The organism is Streptomyces botrytidirepellens, from assembly GCF_003721215.1.
Taxonomy (GTDB): Bacteria; Actinomycetota; Actinomycetes; order Streptomycetales; family Streptomycetaceae; genus Streptomyces; species Streptomyces himastatinicus.
This window is the reverse complement of sequence record NZ_RIBZ01000304.1, coordinates 1-19,177: the sequence shown is the minus strand read 5'-3', so window position 1 is coordinate 19,177 and position 19,177 is coordinate 1. Positions and strand designations below refer to the sequence as shown.

22 protein-coding genes are annotated in these 19,177 nt (G+C 69.3%); 19 read left to right on the top strand and 3 right to left on the bottom strand.

The genetic code is table 11. The features are described from left to right. Positions 1–7: 7 nt before the first annotated feature. The 6 genes from EEJ42_RS25555 to ccsB all read left to right on the top strand — a co-directional run bounded on the left by EEJ42_RS25555 (position 8) and on the right by ccsB (position 6,365). A complete protein-coding gene (locus EEJ42_RS25555) occupies positions 8–694 on the top strand; it encodes a histidine phosphatase family protein (RefSeq protein WP_184503271.1) in 687 nt (228 codons plus the stop codon). A 164-nt stretch (positions 695–858) separates the two neighbouring features. Beyond that, complete coding sequence (locus EEJ42_RS25550) at positions 859–2,043, top strand: polysaccharide deacetylase family protein (protein ID WP_123103300.1); 1,185 nt, start codon at positions 859–861, stop codon at positions 2,041–2,043. Between the two features lie 69 nt (positions 2,044–2,112). Further along, on the top strand, positions 2,113–2,730 hold the full coding sequence (locus EEJ42_RS25545) for a TlpA family protein disulfide reductase (RefSeq protein ID WP_123103298.1): 618 nt from the start codon (positions 2,113–2,115) through the stop codon (positions 2,728–2,730). A 6-nt stretch (positions 2,731–2,736) separates the two neighbouring features. After that, positions 2,737–3,498 (top strand): cytochrome c biogenesis CcdA family protein, encoded by a 762-nt coding sequence (locus EEJ42_RS25540; protein ID WP_123103296.1) that lies wholly within the window; start codon positions 2,737–2,739, stop codon positions 3,496–3,498. 3 nt (positions 3,499–3,501) lie between these two features. Then, positions 3,502–5,274, top strand: coding sequence for a cytochrome c biogenesis protein ResB (gene resB / locus EEJ42_RS25535; protein ID WP_184503270.1), 1,773 nt, complete (start codon positions 3,502–3,504; stop codon positions 5,272–5,274). Beyond that, positions 5,271–6,365 carry a c-type cytochrome biogenesis protein CcsB gene (ccsB, locus tag EEJ42_RS25530; protein ID WP_123103294.1) on the top strand — a complete coding sequence of 365 codons (1,095 nt, stop codon included), beginning with the start codon at positions 5,271–5,273 and terminating at the stop codon, positions 6,363–6,365. Before resB ends, ccsB begins: the two co-directional genes overlap by 4 nt. A 37-nt stretch (positions 6,366–6,402) precedes the next feature. Here ccsB and EEJ42_RS25525 read toward each other — a convergent pair whose 3' ends face one another. Next, positions 6,403–6,819: a PLD nuclease N-terminal domain-containing protein gene (locus EEJ42_RS25525; protein WP_123103292.1), complete on the bottom strand. Its 417-nt coding sequence runs from the start codon at positions 6,817–6,819 to the stop codon at positions 6,403–6,405. Between the two features lie 89 nt (positions 6,820–6,908). On the opposite strand from EEJ42_RS25525, the gene EEJ42_RS25520 reads away from it, so the two are divergent. The 3 genes from EEJ42_RS25520 to EEJ42_RS25510 all read left to right on the top strand — a co-directional run bounded on the left by EEJ42_RS25520 (position 6,909) and on the right by EEJ42_RS25510 (position 10,079). Continuing rightward, positions 6,909–8,360, top strand: a complete 1,452-nt coding sequence (locus EEJ42_RS25520) for a menaquinone biosynthesis decarboxylase (RefSeq protein WP_123103290.1) — start codon at positions 6,909–6,911, stop codon at positions 8,358–8,360. A gap of 79 nt (positions 8,361–8,439) precedes the next feature. Then, positions 8,440–9,342 carry a menaquinone biosynthesis prenyltransferase MqnP gene (gene mqnP, locus EEJ42_RS25515; RefSeq protein ID WP_123103288.1) on the top strand — a complete coding sequence of 301 codons (903 nt, stop codon included), beginning with the start codon at positions 8,440–8,442 and terminating at the stop codon, positions 9,340–9,342. Between the two features lie 62 nt (positions 9,343–9,404). Continuing rightward, positions 9,405–10,079, top strand: a complete 675-nt coding sequence (locus tag EEJ42_RS25510) for a UbiX family flavin prenyltransferase (protein WP_123103286.1) — start codon at positions 9,405–9,407, stop codon at positions 10,077–10,079. A gap of 20 nt (positions 10,080–10,099) precedes the next feature. Here the strand turns inward: EEJ42_RS25510 and EEJ42_RS51135 are convergent, their stop codons facing one another. Continuing rightward, a complete protein-coding gene (locus EEJ42_RS51135; RefSeq protein WP_184503272.1) occupies positions 10,100–10,267 on the bottom strand; it encodes a hypothetical protein in 168 nt (55 codons plus the stop codon). Positions 10,268–10,393: 126 nt separating this feature from the next. Between EEJ42_RS51135 and EEJ42_RS25505 the strand changes: the two genes are divergently transcribed. From EEJ42_RS25505 to EEJ42_RS25460, 10 genes are all read left to right on the top strand, one after another. Further along, a complete protein-coding gene (locus EEJ42_RS25505; protein WP_123103284.1) occupies positions 10,394–10,855 on the top strand; it encodes an Lrp/AsnC family transcriptional regulator in 462 nt (153 codons plus the stop codon). A gap of 63 nt (positions 10,856–10,918) precedes the next feature. After that, positions 10,919–12,100 (top strand): aminofutalosine synthase MqnE, encoded by a 1,182-nt coding sequence (gene mqnE, locus EEJ42_RS25500; RefSeq protein WP_009715990.1) that lies wholly within the window; start codon positions 10,919–10,921, stop codon positions 12,098–12,100. 36 nt (positions 12,101–12,136) lie between these two features. Beyond that, on the top strand, positions 12,137–12,787 hold the full coding sequence (locus EEJ42_RS25495; RefSeq protein ID WP_123103282.1) for a UdgX family uracil-DNA binding protein: 651 nt from the start codon (positions 12,137–12,139) through the stop codon (positions 12,785–12,787). A gap of 30 nt (positions 12,788–12,817) precedes the next feature. Then, positions 12,818–13,342, top strand: a complete 525-nt coding sequence (locus EEJ42_RS25490) for a GNAT family N-acetyltransferase (protein WP_123103280.1) — start codon at positions 12,818–12,820, stop codon at positions 13,340–13,342. A 61-nt stretch (positions 13,343–13,403) separates the two neighbouring features. Then, positions 13,404–13,775 carry a DUF4229 domain-containing protein gene (locus EEJ42_RS25485; RefSeq protein ID WP_184503269.1) on the top strand — a complete coding sequence of 124 codons (372 nt, stop codon included), beginning with the start codon at positions 13,404–13,406 and terminating at the stop codon, positions 13,773–13,775. Positions 13,776–14,124: 349 nt separating this feature from the next. Then, positions 14,125–15,465, top strand: a complete 1,341-nt coding sequence (locus EEJ42_RS25480; protein WP_123103278.1) for a dicarboxylate/amino acid:cation symporter — start codon at positions 14,125–14,127, stop codon at positions 15,463–15,465. A 203-nt stretch (positions 15,466–15,668) separates the two neighbouring features. Continuing rightward, entirely contained in the window at positions 15,669–16,250 is a 582-nt protein-coding gene (locus tag EEJ42_RS25475) for a hypothetical protein (RefSeq protein ID WP_123103276.1), read from the top strand. Further along, positions 16,250–16,702 (top strand): hypothetical protein, encoded by a 453-nt coding sequence (locus tag EEJ42_RS25470; protein ID WP_123103274.1) that lies wholly within the window; start codon positions 16,250–16,252, stop codon positions 16,700–16,702. The genes EEJ42_RS25475 and EEJ42_RS25470 overlap by 1 nt, the downstream gene beginning before the upstream one ends. Then, a complete protein-coding gene (locus tag EEJ42_RS25465) occupies positions 16,699–17,160 on the top strand; it encodes a hypothetical protein (protein WP_148082031.1) in 462 nt (153 codons plus the stop codon). Before EEJ42_RS25470 ends, EEJ42_RS25465 begins: the two co-directional genes overlap by 4 nt. Positions 17,161–17,184: 24 nt before the next feature. Further along, on the top strand, positions 17,185–18,261 hold the full coding sequence (locus tag EEJ42_RS25460; RefSeq protein WP_246097365.1) for an ATP-binding protein: 1,077 nt from the start codon (positions 17,185–17,187) through the stop codon (positions 18,259–18,261). Here the strand turns inward: EEJ42_RS25460 and EEJ42_RS25455 are convergent. Then, the coding region (locus tag EEJ42_RS25455) for an alpha/beta hydrolase (RefSeq protein ID WP_148082030.1) at positions 18,226–19,177 on the bottom strand (952 nt) is incomplete at its 5' end. The two genes, EEJ42_RS25460 and EEJ42_RS25455, sit on opposite strands and share 36 nt — an antisense overlap.

The window sequence follows — 19,177 nt, the reverse complement described above, 5'->3', positions numbered from 1 at the left end:
GGGTGACATGACACAGAGCGAGAACGACATCACCGTCGTCCATGTGATGCGCCACGGCGAGGTGGAGAACCCGGAGGGCGTCCTGTACGGGCGCCTGCCCGGCTACCACCTGTCCGAGCTGGGCCGCCGCATGGCCGACCGGGTCGCCGAGCACCTCGCTGAGCGCGACATCACCCATGTCGTGGCCTCCCCGCTGGAGCGGGCCCAGGAGACGGCCGAGCCGATCGGCAAGGCGCACGGTCTGGACGTGGCCGTCGACGAGCGGCTGATTGAGGCGGCGAACGCCTTCGAGGGGAAGACCTTCGGGGTGGGCGACGGCGCGCTGCGCAGGCCGGCCAACTGGCGTCATCTCACCAACCCCTTCCGCCCTTCCTGGGGCGAGCCGTACATCGACCAGGTGGTGCGGATGATGGGGGCGCTGGGCGCGGCGCGCGACGCCGCCCGCGGGCACGAGGCGGTCTGCGTCAGCCATCAGCTGCCGATCTGGATCGTGCGCAGCTTCGCGGAGCGGCGGCGGCTGTGGCACGACCCGCGCAAGCGGCAGTGCACCCTGGCCAGCCTCACCACCTTCACCTACCGCGGCGACAAGATCGTGTCGATCGGCTACAGCGAACCGGCCCGTGATCTCGTCCCGGCGCACCTCCTCGCGGGCGCCAAGCCGGTGAAGGGGGCCTCCAAGGGGTTCGGCGCATAACCAGCGCGCTGTAGGCGTCTCATCGCATGCGGTAATCGTTCCCGAGGAAATGTGCCGGGACTGTAATTGACCGCGTCCGTTCGGAACCCCGCTATTCGTCTCGCCATCTCAAAGGTCGTCCGTGGCCCGGACAACCAGTACGGCGAGTGCGAATTGAGGACGCTATGCGTGAGGTCAGCCGGAGGGGGATCCTCGGTCTTGCTATGGGGGCGGTCGCATCACTGACCGCTGTCGGCTGTTCGTCATCGGGGTCGGGCAAGGCGGCGCCGAAGAGGACGGCGCAGGCAAAGCCGATCGGTGACGGTTCAACTTCCCGTGGGGTGAACCGGCCGAAGGATCCCAAGCCGGAGCGTCTTGAGCGGGGGCAGAAGCCGCCGCAGTTCGTGGTCTTCTCCTGGGACGGCGCGGGAGAGGTCGGCAACGGCCTCTTCCCGCGTTTCCGGAAGCTCGCCAAGGACCACGGCGCGACCATGACGTTCTTCCTCTCCGGGCTTTACTGCCTTCCCGAGTCGAAGAAGTCGCTGTACAAGCCGCCGAACAACCCGGTGGGCGCCTCCGACATCGGCTATCTCACCGACGACCACATCAAGGCGACGCTGGAGAACGTGCGTCTGGCCTGGTTGGAGGGCCATGAGATAGGCACCCACTTCAACGGCCACTTCTGCTCCGGCCGCGGCACCGTCGCCAACTGGACGTCCGCCCAGTGGGAGTCGGAGGTCGAGCAGGCCGTGTCGTTCGTCACGCAGTGGCGCACGAACACCGGATTCAAGGATGTCGATCCGCTGCCCTTCGATTACCGCGAGGAACTGATCGGCGGACGCACTCCCTGTCTGCTGGGGCAGCAGAATCTGCTGCCGACCGCCCGGAAGCTCGGCTGGCGCTATGACGCCAGTTCGCCCGGCGGCCGCCAGGTGTGGCCGTCGAAGAAGATGGGGCTGTGGGACTATCCGCTCCAGCAGATTCCCTTCCCCGGCCATTCCTTCGAAGTGCTCTCGATGGATTACAACATCCTCGCCAATCAGTCGCAGAATTCCACGAAAGCGCCGCCCGCCAACTACCCGGGCTGGCGCAAGCAGGCCACCGACGCGTACATCGCCGGTTTCCAGCGGGCGTACGAGACCAATCGCGCCCCGTTCTTCATCGGCAACCACTTTGAGCAGTGGAACGGCGGCATCTATATGGACGCCGTCGAGGAAGCGCTCAAGCACATGGCCGACGAGAAGAACAAGGACGTGCGGCTGGTCTCCTTCAAACAGCTCACGGACTGGCTGGACGCGCAGGACCCGGAGGTGCTCGCGGATCTTCAGGGGTTCGGCGTGGGCCAGGCGTGGACCGCGAGCGGCAGCTGACCGTCCCGCTCCGCAGGGGGTCGAGGGGGGTGGCGAAGATCCGCAAATGGGCCATGCGAAACTTTTCACATGAGTGCCTGCCGCGCCCCTCGGCGCCTCGCGACCTGCCGTCGCGCAACCGTGCTGGCCACCGGGGCCGCGGTTGCCGCGCTGTCCCTTTCCGCCTGCGGTAGCGGCGGCACCTCGGGCGGATCCGCCGATACCAAGTTCGTGCAGGGCAAGGGCGGCGTTGACACCGTGCCCAAGGGGGACCGCCAGGACGCTCCCGAGCTGTCCGGCAAGACCCTGGAGGACAAGCCGCTCGACGTGGCCGACTACAAGGGCAAGATCGTCGTCCTGAACGTGTGGGGTTCCTGGTGCGCGCCCTGCCGGGCCGAGGCCCCGAACCTCGCCAAGGTCGCCGAGGACACCAAGGCCAAGGGCGTCCAGTTCATCGGGATCAACACCCGTGACAGCAACCGAGCCCCCGCGCTCAGGTTCGAGAAGGCGTTCAAGGTCGACTACCCGAGCCTGTACGACCCGATCGGCAAGCTGATGCTGCGCTTCCCCAAGGGCAGCCTCAACCCGCAGGCCATCCCGTCGACCATCGTGCTGGACCGGGACGGCAAGATCGCGGCCCGCGCGCTCACTCCGCTCAGCGAGGACAGCGTGCGCAAGATGCTCAACCCGCTCATCGCGGAGAAGTGACCTCTTGTGACTACGCTCGCCGCCACCGGTGCGAATGAGACCGTGCTGACCGGGGCGCTGCTGCTCGCCCTGCCGATCGCCGTCCTCGGCGGACTGGTCTCCTTCTTCTCCCCCTGTGTGCTGCCCCTGGTGCCGGGCTACATGTCGTACGTCACCGGGATCACCGGTACGGATCTGGCGGAGGCCAGGCGCGGCCGGATGGTCGCGGGCGCCTCGCTCTTCGTGCTCGGCTTCACCGCCGTCTTCGTCTCCGGCGGCGCGCTGTTCGGCCACTTCGGCTGGACGCTCCAGGAGCACAAGGAGACGATCTCCAAGATCCTCGGGGCCGTCACGATCCTGATGGGCCTGGCCTTCATGGGCCTGCTGAAGGGCTTCGGACAGCGGGAGTTCCGCTTCCACATCACACCCACGATGGGGCTGGCGGGCGCGCCGGTGCTGGGCGCCCTGTTCGGCGTCGGCTGGACGCCGTGCCTGGGGCCCACCCTCACCGCCGTCCAGGCGCTGGCGTTCAATGAGGGGAGCGCGGGGCGCGGCGCTCTGCTGACCGTCGCGTACTGCGTCGGGCTCGGGCTGCCGTTCGTCGCCGTCGCGGTGGCCTACCGGCGCGCGCTGGGCGCCTTCACGTGGGTCAAACAGCACTACGTGTGGGTGATGCGGACCGGTGGCGGTCTGCTCATCGCCCTGGGGGTGCTGCTGCTCACGGGTGTCTGGGACGCCATCATGAGCGACACGCAGAGCTGGGCTCAGAGCTTCAACGTTGGGATCTGATCCATGTCCACCACCGATACCGACTCCGCGGCCGAGAAGGCGGCTGGGCAGGCGGCCGCGAAGACGGCCGAGCAGGCGGCCGACAGCGGCGCGGGCGGCGCGGAGGAGCGCGAGCTGGGCGCCGCGGGGTCGCAGCTGTCCACCGCCCCCGCAGAGGAGATCACCGTCCCCTCGCTGGGGCCGCTCGGCTGGGCGCGGTGGTTCTGGCGGCAGCTGACCTCGATGCGGGTCGCGCTGCTGCTGCTCTTCCTGCTCTCCCTGGGCGCGATCCCGGGCTCGCTGGTGCCGCAGACCAGCATCGACCAGCTCAAGGTCCAGGACTTCAAGGACAAGCACCCGACCCTCACGCCGATCTACGAGAAGCTCCAGCTGTTCCACGTCTACAGCTCGGTGTGGTTCTCGGCGATCTACATCCTGCTGTTCATCTCGCTCATCGGCTGCATCGTGCCGCGCACCTGGCAGTTCGTGGGCCAGCTGCGCGGCCGCCCGCCGGCCGCCCCGCGCCGGCTCACCCGGCTTCCCGCCTACACCACCTGGCGCAGCGACGCCGAGCCGGAGAAGGTGCTGGAGGCGGCGCAGCGGATCATGAAGCGGAGGCGCTTCCGCAGCCAGCTCTCGGGGAACGCCGTCGCCGCTGAGAAGGGCTACCTGCGCGAGGTCGGCAACCTGCTGTTCCACGCCGCGCTGATCGTGCTGCTGGTCTCCTTCGCCGCGGGCCAGCTGTGGAAGACCGAGGGCAGCAGCCTGATCACCGAGGGCGGCGGCTTCTCCAACAGCCTGACCCAGTACGACGACATCAAGACGGGGCAGCTGTTCCAGAGCGACGACCTGGCGCCCTTCAGCTTCCAGCTGGACCGCTTCCACGCGACCTACGAGCGCAGCGGCCCCCAGATGCGCACGCCGCGCACCTTCCGCGCCGACGTCACCTACTGGGACGGGGTGGACGGGCCCGCGCGCAAGTCCTCCATCAAGGTCAACAAGCCGCTGGAGATCCAGAATTACAAGGTCTTCCTGCTGAACCACGGCTACTCGCCGGTCGTCACGGTCCGGGACGGCCAGGGCGACGTGGTGCACCAGGGGCCGGTGGTCGGGCTGCCGATCGACGGGGCCAACCTCACCGAGAGCATGGTGATCAAGCTCGGTGACTACCGCGACAAGAACGGCAAGCGTGACCAGGTCGCGTACCAGGGGCAGTTCCTGCCGACCTGGGTGCGCAGCAAGGGCATGTTCTCCCAGTTCCCGGCGCTGGACAATCCGACGCTGGTGCTGACGGCCTACCACGGCAGCCTCGGCATCGACGGCGGTACTCCGCAGAGCGTGTACCAGCTCGACAAGTCGCGGATGAAGCAGTACCTGGAGCCCGACGGGAAGACCAAGTTCGCCCGGGCGCTCTCGCCCGGCGACACGATGAAGCTGCCGGACGGCGAGGGCACGCTGACCTTCGACGGCGTCAAGAGCTGGGCCAGCTTCCAGATCTCGCACAAGCCGGGCGACCAGACCGCCCTGCTGGGCGCTGTGGCGGCCCTGGTGGGCCTGGTCGGCTCGCTGTTCATCCAGCGCCGCCGGGTCTGGGTCCGGGCAGTGAAGGGCCATGACGGCGCGACCGTCGTCGAGATGGCCGGACTCGGCCGCAGCGAATACGCCAAGCTCCCCGAGGAGCTGGCCGAACTGGCCGTCCGGCTACAGACGGACGCGCCTCCCGCGGATCCCGAGAAGCCCGGCGATACCGCAGAGCCTGTAGACCCCGCAGATCCCGCAGAAGGAGCGCGCACGTGAACCTCGCGGCCGCAGTCAACGAGAATCTCGCCCACTACAGCAATGTGCTGATCTACACGGCGATGGCGGTCTACACCCTCGCCTTCCTCGCCCATATCGCCGAGTGGGTCTTCGGCAGCCGCAGCGTCGTGGGCCGCACCGCCGCCGCGATCACCGCCGAGACCGCGTCCGCGAACCGCCCCTCGGTCACGGTGCAGACCACCGAGAAGGGCGGCGGCACCGCCGTGCTGGAGCGCCCGAAGGTCATCACCCGGTCCGCCCCGGGCAGCCGTGACGTCCCGGACGGGCCGGGCGCCGCGGGCGGCACCGAGCAGGGCGATGTCTACGGCCGGATCGCGGTGGGCCTCACCGTGCTGGCGTTCCTCACTCATGCCGGTGGTGTCCTCACCCGCGCGCTGTCCGTACAGCGCGCGCCGTGGGGCAACATGTACGAGTTCTCCACGACCTTCGCCATGGTCGCGGTCGCCACATACCTCGTGCTGCTCGCGCTGAAGAAGAACGTCCGCTGGATCGGTCTGCCCCTGGTCACCACGGTCCTCCTCGACCTCGGACTCGCTGTCTCTGTCTTGTACACCGACAGCGACCAGTTGGTTCCGGCCCTGCACTCGTACTGGCTGTGGATCCACGTCAGCTGCGCGATCATCTCCGGTGCCGCGCTGTACATCGGGGCCGTCTCCACGCTGCTCTACCTGTTCCGCGACCGCTACGAGGCGCAGCTGGAGAACCCGGAGGGCAAGCAGTACCGCCAGGCCGTCAAGTCCGTCCTGGCGCGGGTGCCGTCGGCGGCGTCGCTGGACAAGTTCGCGTACCGCATCAACGCCACGGTCTTCCCGCTGTGGACCTTCACGATCATCGCGGGCGCGATCTGGGCAGAGGCGGCCTGGGGCCGCTACTGGGGCTGGGACCCCAAGGAGGTCTGGACCTTCATCACCTGGGTCGCCTACGCCTGCTACCTGCACGCCCGGGCCACCGCGGGCTGGAAGGGCCGCAAGGCCGCGTACCTCGCGCTGATCGCCTTCGGCTGCTACCTGTTCAACTACTACGGCGTCAACATCTTCATCACCGGCAAGCACTCCTACGCGGGAGTCTGACCCGGTCCACCACGCCGCTCACGCCGCCCGCGCCCCGTCAGGGCGCGGGCGGCGTGTTGTCCTCCGGGCCGTCGCCGCCCTTGCGGCGCAGCTCCTCCTCGCGGCGGCGCAGATCCGCCTCCCAGTCCTTCAGCAGCTCCTCGTCGCGCCCCTGCGGCAGCTTCTCGTCGCCGTCCTCCGGCCCCTCCGGCCGGTCGCCCCGCTCGCCCAGGGACTTCAGGAACTCCGGGTTGTCGTCGGGGGCGACCCATGCGCGCCGGGCCTCGGCCGCCGTGGCCCGCTTGCGGCCCACCAGCAGCCAGGAGATGGACCCCACCATGGGGAACAGCAGGACGAGGATCGCCCACAGCGGCTTGGGGATATAGCGGACGTCCTGCTCTTCGGTGGTGATGCAGTCGATGAACGCGTAGATGCTGAGTGCCAGCGGCACCAGGATCATCAGCACCCGGAGCATGAGGCGATCCCCCTGCGTGTGGTGTTCGGGGCCGGTCGAGCGGGCCCCAGTTACGGGACCAGGGTAGTGCGTACCGGATACTGGGACGCATGGCTTATGACGATCTTCGTTCCTTTCTGCGGGCGCTCGACAGGGAAGGCGACCTCAAGCGCGTCAAGGCCGAAGTCGATCCGTATCTGGAGATCGGCGAGATCGTGGACCGCGTCAACAAGGCGGGCGGTCCCGCGCTGCTCTTCGAGAACGTCAAGGGCGCGGCGATGCCGCTGGCCATGAACGTGTTCGGCACGGACCGCCGGCTCCTCAAGGCCCTGGGCCTGCGCTCGTACGACGAGATCAGCGAAAAGATCGGCGGCCTGGTCAAGCCCGAGCTGCCGCAGGGTTTCGTCGGGCTGCGCGAGGCGTTCGGCAAGCTCGGCTCCATGGCGCACGTGCCGCCGAAGAAGGTGAAGGAGGCACCCGTCCAGGAGGTGGTGCTGACCGGCGACGACGTCGATCTCGACGCGCTCCCGGCGCTGTTCACCTGGCCCGAGGACGGCGGCTCGTTCTTCAACCTCGGCCTCACCCACACCAAGCACCCGGAGACCGGGGTGCGCAACCTCGGCCTCTACCGCCTCCAGCGCCACGACCGCCGCACCATCGGCATGCACTGGCAGATCCACAAGGACAGCCGCAACCACTACCAAGTCGCGGCCCGGCGCGGGGAGAAGCTGCCGGTCGCGATCGCCTTCGGCGCGCCGCCCGCCGTGACGTACGCGTCGACCGCACCGCTCCCCGGTGACATCGACGAGTACCTGTTCGCGGGGTTCGTGCAGGGCCGGCGGATCGAGATGGTCGACTGCAAGACGGTGCCGCTCCAGGTCCCGGCCGCCGCCGAGGTCGTCATCGAGGGCTGGCTGGAGCCCGGGGAGATGCTGCCGGAGGGCCCGTTCGGCGACCACACCGGCTTCTACACGCCCCAGGAGCCGTTCCCGGCGCTGACCATCGACTGTGTGACGATGCGGTCCCGCCCGCTGCTCCAGTCGATCGTGGTGGGCCGTCCGCCGACCGAGGACGGGCCGCTGGGGCGGGCCACCGAGCGGTTCTTCCTGCCGCTCCTCAAGATCATCATCCCGGACATCGTGGACTACCACCTCCCCGAGTCGGGCGGTTTCCACAACTGTGCGATCGTCTCGATCGACAAGAAGTACCCCAAGCACGCGCAGAAGGTCATGCACGCCATCTGGGGTGCCCACATGATGTCGCTGACCAAGCTGATCGTCGTGGTCGACGCCGACTGTGACGTCCACGATCTGCACGAGGTGTCCTGGCGCGCGCTGGGGAACACCGACTACGCCCGCGATCTGACCGTGGTCGAGGGCCCCGTCGACCATCTCGACCACGCCTCGTACCAGCAGTTCTGGGGCGGCAAGGCGGGCATCGACGCCACCGCCAAGTGGCCCGAGGAGGGCTACACCCGCGACGGCGGCTGGCCGCACATGGTCGAGTCCGATCCGGAGGTAGCCGATCGGGTGACCCGACGCTGGAAGGAGTACGGGCTGTGAGGTCCGATGTCATGCTGGGAGACAGCAGCGCGGAGGCGGGCTCTCTCCGCCACCGCGGAGGTGAACCGGAGTACGGGCTGTGACCGCCGCTGCTGCCGCCGTCCCCCAGCCGGGCCGCACCAAGGCCTTCCTGCGCCTGGTGATGATCGAGCACTCGGTCTTCGCGCTGCCCTTCGCGTACACCGCCGCGCTGACCGCGATGCAGCTGTGGGACGAGCGCGTCCACTGGATCGAGCTGCTGCTGATCACGGTCGCGATGGTGGGCCTGCGCACCTTCGCCATGGCCGCCAACCGGATCATCGACCGCGAGATCGACGCGCGGAACCCCCGGACCGCCTCCCGCGAGCTGGTCACCGGTGCGGTATCGGTGCGCACCGCCTGGACCGGGGCGCTGGTCGCGCTGGTCGTCTTCCTCGGCGCCGCCGCGCTGCTCAATCCGCTCTGCCTGGCGCTGGCGCCGGTCGCGGTCGTGCCGATGGTGGTCTATCCGTACGGCAAGCGGTTCACCGACTTCCCGCACGCCATCCTGGGCCTCGCCCAGGCCATGGGTCCGATCGGGGCCTGGATCGGGGTCACCGGGGAGTGGTCGTGGGACGCGGTGATCCTCGGCCTCGCGATCGGCATCTGGATCGGCGGGTTCGACCTGATCTACGCCTGCCAGGACGTGGCCGCCGACCGGGCGCACGGGGTGCGGTCGGTACCGGCGCGCTTCGGCATCGCGGGGGCGCTCCACGGGGCGCGCGCCTGCCATGTGATCACCACCCTGCTGCTGGTCTGGTACGCGCTGGCGACCGGCGCCGGGGTCTTCTTCTGGCTGGGGCTGGTGATCGTGGCGGCGGCGTTCGCGTATGAGCACACGATCGTGCGCCCGGACGATCTCTCCCGGCTGAACCGCGCCTTCTTCACGGTGAACGGCTTCATCGGAATCGCCCTGTTCTGCTGCGCTCTGCTCGACCTGGTGGTGCGGGGACTCGGCCCGTGAGACCTGCCGGATAGGCTCGGTGTGTGGAGCCGCCGCACGGGCCGAACAGGCCGCACGAAGAAGTGAGCAGACGCCGGCCCTGGGTGGTCGGTGTGTCCGGCGCGTCCGGGACGCCGTACGCCGCCTCAGTGCTGCGCGCGCTGCTGCACGCGGGGGAGGCGGTCGATCTGGTCATCAGCCGCGCCTCGCGGCTGACGCTGCTGGACGAGACGGGGATCGGATTCCGGGACGCGCACTGGCGGGAGGATCTGCGCCGCTGGCTGGCGCGCGGCGCGGACGGCACGCCCGACGCCTTCGACGTGCCGGTGGACTCGGCGGACGTGACCCACTGGGCGGCCGGGGACCTGGCCGCCGGGCCGTCCTCGGGCAGCTACGACGTCAAGGGGATGCTGATCGTCCCCGCGAGCACCGCGTGTGTGGCCGGGGTCGCGCTGGGGCTTTCGAAGGACCTGCTCCAGCGGGCCGCGAGCGTGACGCTCAAGGAGCGGCGCCCGCTCGTGGTGGCGGTGCGGGAGACCCCGCTGAACGGGCAGACCCTGCGGCACCTGGTGACGCTGGACGAGGCGGGCGCCGTGGTGCTGCCCGCCTCGCCGGCGTTCTACGCGGGGGCGACGCACATCCAGGATCTGGTGGACTTCGTCGCGGGGCGGACGCTGGACGCGGCGGGGGTGCCGCACAAGCTGTACCGCCGGTGGGAGGGGGAACTCGGTGGAGACCGGGGACCGGAAACCGGCTAGAGGATGTCCCGGGCCGGGTGCTAGCGCGTCCAGCGCTTCCTGGCGCGGGCGGCACGGGCCGCGACGACGGCCGCGCGGCGGGCCGTGCGGGACACGGGACGGTCGGGGGTGCGGACCACGGCACGCGAGCGGCCGGCCAGTTCCCGCAGCTCCAGCATGCGGGCTTCAAGACCTTCGATCGTGTACACGGTGAGTTCTCATCTCCTGAGGTAACAGGCCGAACGCCTAAAGGATTTACAGGGCTTGTGGTCCTGATGCCTTAGATTCTACATGTAATGACGCTCTGACCCTGAATAATGGAAGGCGCACGGCATATGGACGCGGTGGACAGGCAGCTCATCCAGGCCCTGCGGGAGAACGGCAGGGCCTCGTACGCGGAGCTCGGCAGGCTCGTCGGCCTCTCCGGGCCCAGCGTCACGGACCGGATCAACCGCCTGGAGGCGGCCGGGGTGATCACCGGCTATCGCGCGACCGTGGACTCGGCCTCCCTCGGCCTCGGCGTCACCGCCCTCATCGGCCTCCAGCTCTCCGACGCCGCCGACCACGAGGACGTGGCGCAGCGGCTGCGCGACCTCGCCGAGATCGAGGACTGCTGGTTCATCGCGGGCGACGACTCGTACATGCTCAAGGTGCGCGCCTCGAACGTGGACGGCCTGGAGCGCACCATCCGCAGACTGTCCGGGACCAAGGGCGTCGCCCGGACGCGTTCCACGATCGTGCTCTCCACGAAGTGGGAGAACCGGGTCGGGGAACTCCCCGAGGACGCCGAGGCGTAGTCTCGGCGAAGGCCGACACCGGCAAGACGACGTAGGGCCAGACGCATGGGAGGCGGCCGTCGCATGAGCGCAGCGACACACGATGTGGGTTTCAAGCGGGAGTTGGAGCAGAAGGTGCTCGCGGGGGAGCGGCTCACCCGTGAGGACGGCCTCGCCCTGTACGAGTCCGACGACCTGGCCTGGCTGGGCGGGCTCGCCCATGAGGTACGCACCCGCAAGAACGGCGACGTCGTCCACTTCAACGTCAATCGTCATCTCAACATGACGAACGTGTGCACCGCGTCCTGCGCCTACTGCTCCTTCCAGCGCAAGCCGGGGGAGAAGGACGCGTACACGATGCGCATCGAGGAGGCCGTCCGCCTCGCCAAGGCGATGGAGAACGACAAGCTCACCGAGCTGCACATCGTCAACGGGCTGCACCCCACCCTGCCCTGGCGCTACTACCCGCGGTCGCTGAAGGCGCTCAAGGAGGCGCTGCCCGCCGAGGTGTCGCTGAAGGCGTTCACCGCCACCGAGATCCACCACTTCGAGAAGATCTCCGGAATGTCCGCGTCCGAGATCCTGGACGAGCTGATCGACGCCGGTCTGGAGTCGCTGACCGGCGGCGGCGCGGAGATCTTCGACTGGGAGGTCCGGCAGCACATCGTCGACCACGACACCCACTGGGAGGACTGGTCGCGCATCCACCGGCTGGCGCACGAGAAGGGCCTCAAGACCCCGTGCACCATGCTGTACGGGCACATCGAGGAGCCCCGGCACCGGGTGGACCACGTGCTGCGGCTGCGTGAGCTCCAGGACGAGACCGGCGGTTTCCAGGTCTTCATCCCGCTGCGCTACCAGCACGACTTCGTGGACATGCAGGACGGCAAGATCCGCAACCGGCTCCAGGCGCGCACCTCCATGGCGACCGGCGCGGAGGCGCTGAAGACCTTCGCCGTCTCCCGGCTGCTGTTCGACAACGTGCCGCACGTCAAGGTCTTCTGGGTGATGCACGGGGTGCAGACCGCGCAGCTCGCCCTCAACCACGGCGCGGACGACATGGACGGCTCGGTCGTCGAGTACAAGATCACCCACGACGCGGACAACTACGGCACGCCGAACAAGCTGACCCGCGACGACCTGCTCGACCTCATCCGGGACGCCGGCTTCCGGCCGGTGGAGCGCAACACCCGGTATGAGACCATCCGCGAGTACGAGGGCCCGGACCCGGCCCGGCGCGAGTCGCCGCAGCCGATGCGGGTGTGACCGTCTGAGGGTCGGTCCGGCGGGTACCCGGAGCGCATGAGCACCGGTACGGCGCCCGAGGACGCCTACACCGCCGAGCCCTTCGTGCCCGGCGGCGCCGGCCTGGACGCGCTCCGGGAGGCGGCCGCCGGATGCCGCGGCTGCCCGCTGCACCGCGCGGCCAGTCAGACCGTGTTCGGCGCGGGCGCCCCGGACGCCCGCGTCGTCCTCGTCGGCGAGCAGCCCGGCGACCAGGAGGACCGGCAGGGCAAGCCGTTCGTCGGGCCCGCGGGCCGGGTGCTGACCCGGGCGCTGGACGAGGCCGGGGTGGACCCGGACGAGACGTACATCACCAACGCCGTCAAGCACTTCAAGTTCACGGTCGTCCCCGAGCGCGGCAAGCGGCGCATCCACAAGCCGCCCAGCCTGCGCGAGATGACCGCCTGCCGCCCCTGGCTGGCCGCCGAGGTGCACGTGATCGACCCCGAGGTGATCGTGGCGCTTGGCGCGACCGCCGGGAAGGCGCTGCTGGGGCCGTCGTTCCGGGTGACCAAGCAGCGCGGGATGCTGCTGCCGTGCCCCGCGCTGGACGGCCACGAGGTGCTCGCCACGATCCACCCGTCCGCCGTGCTGCGGGCCGACGACCGCGAGGCGGTCTACGAGGGCCTGGTGTCGGACCTCAGGGTCGTGGCGGAGGTCCTTCGCTGAGCCGTACGGGGGCTCGGTATCGTCAGCGGCATGCCGCTGACGTTCGACCTCGACCCCGAGACGACCCCTGAGCTGCTCGACTCGATCCGCACGCTCTGGGCCGACGTCTCGAACGCGGGCGGCGCCGTCGGCTTCGTACCGCCAGTGACCACGGAGGACATACGGCCCGAGCTGATCAAGCACCTCACCGCGATGACCGAGGGGCGGACCCGGCTGCTCGTCGGTCGCGACGAGAGCGGCGCGGCGGCCGCGACCGCCTTCTTCACCCTCAACACCCACCGGCTGATGCGGCACTGGTGCTGGCTCTACAGCGTCATGGTCCACCCCTCCCACCAGGGCAAGGGATACGGCCGTGACCTGATGGCCGCCGTGGAGGACGCCGCCCGCGGGATGGACGGCATCCAGGGGATACGGCTCACCTGCCGGGGCGGCACCGGGGTGGACCGGTTCTACGCGTCGTGCGGCTACAAGGAGGTCGGCCGGGTACCGGGGGCGATCAAGGTCGCGGACGACGACTTCCGCGACGACATCACCATGTGGCTACCGCTGAATTGATCAGAAACCGGACGTGATTCACTGGGAGGGCAGGAACTTCCAGCAGAAAGAGGACCCCGTCGTGTCACTCAAGTCGAGCGCCACGTTCCGCTACACCGGCATGCGCCTGGGGATCTTCGCCGGTTGCTTTCTGGTCATGTGGGCCCTGGTCTACTTCCGCGTGGTCCCCGCGGGCCTCGGTGCCTCCAACCTGTTCTGGGTCGTGCTGCTCGCGCTGATCGTCTCCGCCCCGCTCAGCTTCGTCCTGCTGCGCAAGCAGCGCGAGGCGATGGCGGTGCAGGTCGCCGAGCGCGTGGACCGGGCCAAGGAGCGGCTGGCGGCGAGCCAGAGCCAGGAGGACGCCTCGTCCGCTGAGTCCACCGCGTCCGCTGAGCCCAGCGCGCCCGCCGAGTCCGCCGCGTCCGCGCAGGACGGTTCGCGCGCCGGTGCGTAACCCGGTGTAAGGCTCCTCACACTCCGCACACTCTTCCAACGCCCTCCGGGCCAGCAGCCGCTGGCCCGGAGGGCGTTGAGCTGTTTCCGGCCACTCCGGACGCCCCGCGGCCGGTCCGAAAGGTCAAAGATTTTCTTTGGGTTCCCCAAAGCAGCGGTGTTAATGTACTTGTCATGAAGACAGCAGCCGCGCCCCGTATCGCAGCGAGCGTTCCGCTCGTGGCGCGCCTGCACATCGATCTTTGCCGCTGCCGGTCCGCGGCCTGTCGCCGCCGCTGACCCCTTCGTCGTACAGCGGCCGGATCCCGTACGGACTCCTGGCTCTTCCTTGCCCTCTTACCTCCCCCGGAGTGTGTCCGTTGTCGTCCCTCCCCGAGACGTCCGGCCGGACGTCGTCCTTCCGCCTGCCCAAGGTGCCGTTCTGGGCGCAGATCCTGCTGGGTCTCGTCCTCGGCGTGGTGTTCGGCTGGGTCGCCCGCAGCGGTGACGTCGGCTGGCTGGTCACCACGCTCGACAAGATCGGCTCGATCTTCGTCCAGCTGCTGAAACTCGCCGTCGCCCCGCTGGTCTTCTTCGCGATCCTGATATCGATCACGAACCTGCGGAACGTCAGCAACGCCGCCCGGCTGGCCACCCGCACGCTGCTGTGGTTCATGGCCACCTCGCTCATCGCGGTCGCCATCGGCCTGGCCATCGGCCTGCTCACCAACCCGGGCGGAGGCACCGGCCTGACCCCGAAGGACGGCGCCAAGCCCGACGAGGCCGGGTCCTGGCTGGACTTCCTCACCGGCATCGTGCCGACGGACGTCATCACGCCGTTCACCAAGCTCAACGTCCTCCAGATCGTCTTCATGGCCGCTGTCGCGGGCGTCGCCGCCCTCCAGCTCGGCGAGAAGGCGCAGCCGATCCTCACCCTGAGCCAGTCGGTGCTGGAGCTGCTCCAGAAGGCCCTGTGGTGGGTCATCCGCCTCGCCCCGCTGGGCAGCCTGGGCCTCATCGGCTCCGCCATCGCCGAGTACGGCTGGAACCTCATCAGCAAGTACGCGACCTTCACCGCCGACGTCTACATCGGCTGCGCGCTGGTGATGTTCGGCGTCTACCCGCTGCTCCTGGCGACCGTCGCCAAGGTCAATCCGCTGAGCTTCTTCAAGGGCGCCTGGCCCGCGATCCAGCTCGCCTTCGTCTCCCGCTCCTCGGTCGGCACCATGCCGCTCACCCAGAAGGTCACCGAACGCCTGGGCGTGCCCAAGGAGTACGCGTCCTTCGCGGTGCCCTTCGGCTCGACCACCAAGATGGACGGCTGCGCCTCCATCTACCCGGCGCTCGCGGCGATCTTCATCGCCGAGATCTTCGACGTGCACCTCGGCATCGGTGACTACCTGCTGATCGCCTTCGTGTCGGTCATCGGCTCCGCCGCCACGGCGGGCCTCACGGGCGCGACGGTCATGCTCACCCTGACCCTCTCCACCCTCGGCCTCCCCCTGGAGGGCGTCGGCCTGCTGATGGCCATCGACCCGGTCCTGGACATGATGCGGACGGCCACCAACGTTGCTGGACAGGCCCTGGTGCCGGTCGTGGTCTCGGCCCGCGAGAAGATCCTCGACCACGACGCCTACGCCCACGCCACCTCCTCGCCCCTGGACGACCGCGACGAGGCCGCCGAGCCGGAGCGCCAACTGGCCACCGTGTAGCCCCTTCGTATCGGCGCGGCCGCCGGTACGCCGCCCCGTACGCCGATACGTCTGTGCCCCCGGGACCTCATTGAGGCTCCGGGGGCACTTTTGTGATCAGAGTGTGCTGCATTGCTGTCAATTCCTTTCATGCTATGTGTTATTGAGTGTTACGGCGCTAATATGTGCTTCGTGTACATGCGGTCGTAACGGGGGGAACACGCATGCCTGACACCACGGCGGGAAAATCGCTGCGATCCGCGCGCGACATGATCGAAAAGGCGCTCCGGGAGATGACGGACAAGGCCGTTCTCCCGAAACCGGGTGCCGATCGGGGCGTTGTCGGCAAAATCGCGCTCCGTCACATCCTGAAGATGATCGATGTCGTGATCGCGGCGCTGGAGGCCCCGCCGGAATCCGACTCGATCGTCGTGTACGGGATCCTCGCCGAGGAGTGCGAGCCCGTTCTGGGACTGTCGGCGAGTGACGTATTCAGCGCGCTGGTCGAGATGTGCGGCGAGCCGCATGGATCGTCCATCCGGCCGGAACTGCCGCGGGCGAAGCAGGCGGTGATCGACACGCTCCGCAGGGAGATCGTCGCGGTGACCGTCGAATACCGGGCCCGGCCCGGGGAGACGGGGGTGCGGGTCATCGAGATGCTGTACGGAGCCGATCGGCAGAAGGTACGGCGCAAGCGCATCAAGCAGGAGATCGACTGGGGTGACATCCCTGAGGACGTGCGCGCGCGGATCATTCGTGACGGCGACGAGGGCGTCACCCTGAGCCTTCCGCTGGGGAGGGTTTGATGCCTTTCTTCATTCCCCTGATCATCATCGCGATCGGGCTGGCCATGTGGAACCGGATCATGGTCTGGGCCCGGGAGCAGCTTTTCCCCTGGGTGGCCGAGCACCTTCCCTGGATGTCCGAAACGGTGAAGCTCGCCTTCACCGAGCTGGACAAGTACGCCACGGCGGTCCGCAGAAATGTGAAGGCGGCTTGGAAGCAGCTGCGGTCCTATCTCCTCGAGCAAGTCATCGAGTTCGAGAAGGGGTTCGCCCCGAACACCTACGTCCGGCGCATGACCGCGCTGATGAAGAACCATCTGCGCAGTGACGCGCCGGTCAAGCGGATCGTGGTCGAGGAGGACGTCGCCTGGGACGACCTTCCTGAGAAATACCGTCAGTCGCTGGTGGCGGGCGACGGGGGCAGTTATCGCATGGACGTGACCAGGATGCGCGACCAGGAACTCGAAGAATGAGCCGCAGAGAAAGAAACGGGCACATGTCGCTGTGGTGGTGGACGGGCGTCGGTGTAGTGGTGGTGGCGGCGGCCCTGGTCGCGTCGCGGCGATGGCCCGCCGGGTGTGCGGGGGGCGGCCGCCTCACCGCCGTCGTGCTGGATGCCCTGGCCGAGGACTGGGCGGCGCGCATGGACACGCGCCCCGATGACATCCGGGCCGCCGTTCTCGGCTCCGGAGCCGCCGAGCTGCGCGCCCGGCTCGTATCGGAAGTGCGGGAGGTGGAGGTCGTGTTCATCAGGCCCGCGACCGGGCGGTCGGACGCGCACACCGTCGTCCGCTGCGTATTCGGAAATCCCGAAAGCGCTCTGGTGACCGAGACCGTCACCGGCTGGGACGACATTCCCGACGGCGTCCGCGCGGAGTTCATCCGCCAGGAAATCGACGAGGTCAGCCGCCACTGGTCCGTGGCGAGCTGACACCACTGATACGGGGGGCAGTGAATGGACGAGGGACGCAACACCGTGCCGCGGCGCTGGACGTTCGCCGAATCCGGCACCGCGGCGGCCGGATCGGCGACAGCGACCACAACCGAGACCGCGACGACGAACGCGACGACCGCGACGACGACCGCGACCGAGCGCGACGGGGGCTCTCCGGAGGCGATCGACTTCCGGGTGGAGCAGCCCATCCGGACCTTCGGCGATCTCGTCCTCGCGGAGGTGGTCCGCAGACGCGTCGACACCGCGCTGAACGTGGTCGCACACCGGGACGTGCTGTTCAAGGAATGGAACCTCGCGTCGATTTCCCCGCACCGCGGCGGTGCGGTGGTGAGCCTGTACGGACCGCCCGGCACGGGTAAGTCCGCGTGCGCGGAGGCCATCGCCCACCGGCTCGGCCGTCCGTATCTCCGGGTCAGCTACGCCCAGATCGAATCCCGTTACGTCGGGGAGACGCCGAAGAACATCGTGCGCTGTTTCGCCGAGGCCCGCCGCCACGACGCCGTGCTCATCTTCGACGAGGCGGATTCCATTCTCGGCCGCCGCCTGAGCCGGGTCACCCAGAGCGCCGACCACAGCGTCAATGTGTCCCGCTCGGTGATGCTCACCGAACTGGACCATTTCGACGGCGTCGTCGTCTTCACGACCAACTTCCCGGAGAACTACGACGTGGCGTTCGTCCGGCGGATCCTGGCGCACATCCGGCTGGAACTCCCCGACCTCGCCGCACGGCGCGATCTGTGGACGAAACTCCTCCCGAAGGAACTGCCGCTGCACCCCGAGGTCACCGCCGACATCCTGGCGGCCGAATCCGAGGGCATGGCCGGTGGCGACATCGTCAATGTCGTCATGGCCGCCGCCGCGGCGGCCGTGGCCCGTCGCGGAGAGCGGCGCGTGGTCGAACTCGCCGATCTCCGCGACGAACTGGCCGCCACGGCGCGGGCGCGGCGCGAGGTCGGGAACCCGCCCTCGTCGCCGCGCCTGGTGGCCTGGGAGGACGTGCCCCAACCCCGGGCGGAGGCGGGCGCGGGCACCTGGGCGGGCTCAGGGCCGGGCGAGGGCGGCGGTCAGAAGGGGTAGCGCACGGCCCAGTTCGCGCTCCCAGTACGGCCAGGTGTGGGTGCCGGGGCCGTAGAGCCGGGCGGTGAGGGCCAGCCCATGGGCCCGGGCGCGGCGTACGTAGTCCTCGGCCATCAGCCCGAGGCCCCGTTCGAGGGTGTCGACGGGGGTGCCCGCGGGGTCCAGCGGGCCGGGGGTGCCGTCGCCGCAGGAGACGTACACCGGGTAGCCGCGGGGGAGCCGGGTGAGCTGGGTGTACGGGTCGTGGGCCGCCCAGAGGGCGGACTGGACCTCGGGGTCGCCCCACAGGGCGGTGGGGTCGGCCCCGTACCGCCGCACGATGCCCTGGACGCCGCCCGGGTCCCGCAGCGGGTGGACGACACCGCTGAACGACGCGGCCGCGCGGAAGAGCCGGGGGTGGCGGGCCGCGTACGACAGGGCGCCGAAGCCGCCCATCGACAGGCCCGCGATCGCCCGGCGGCCGTTGCCGCGCAGCGTGCGCTCCAGCAGCGGGCGCAGTTCGGCGAGGTGGAAGGTCTCCCAGGCGGGCGGGCCGTAGGCGCCGCCGTTCCACCAGTTCGAGTAGAAGCCGGAGGGGCCGCCCTCCGGGGACACCACCAGGGCGGGGAGGGACGCGGTCAACCCCTCGACGTCGGTGTTGAGGGTCCATGCCTCCCAGCCGGGGCCGGGGTCGCAGCAGCCGTGCAGGAGGTACAGGACCGGCCAGCGGTGGTGCGGTCGGCGGTCGTAGTCGCGGGGCAGCAGGACCCGGGCGTGGCCGTCGCGGGCGAGGGCGGGGGAGTGGATCGTCAGGTCGAGGACGCGTTCGCTGACGCGGTCGGCGGCGGTGATGCGCGCGCGGTCGGCGGCGGTGCCGCGGGCGAGGTCGGCGGGCCGGGGCCGGGAGCGGGCCTCGGCGGGGGTGGGGAGCAGGGGC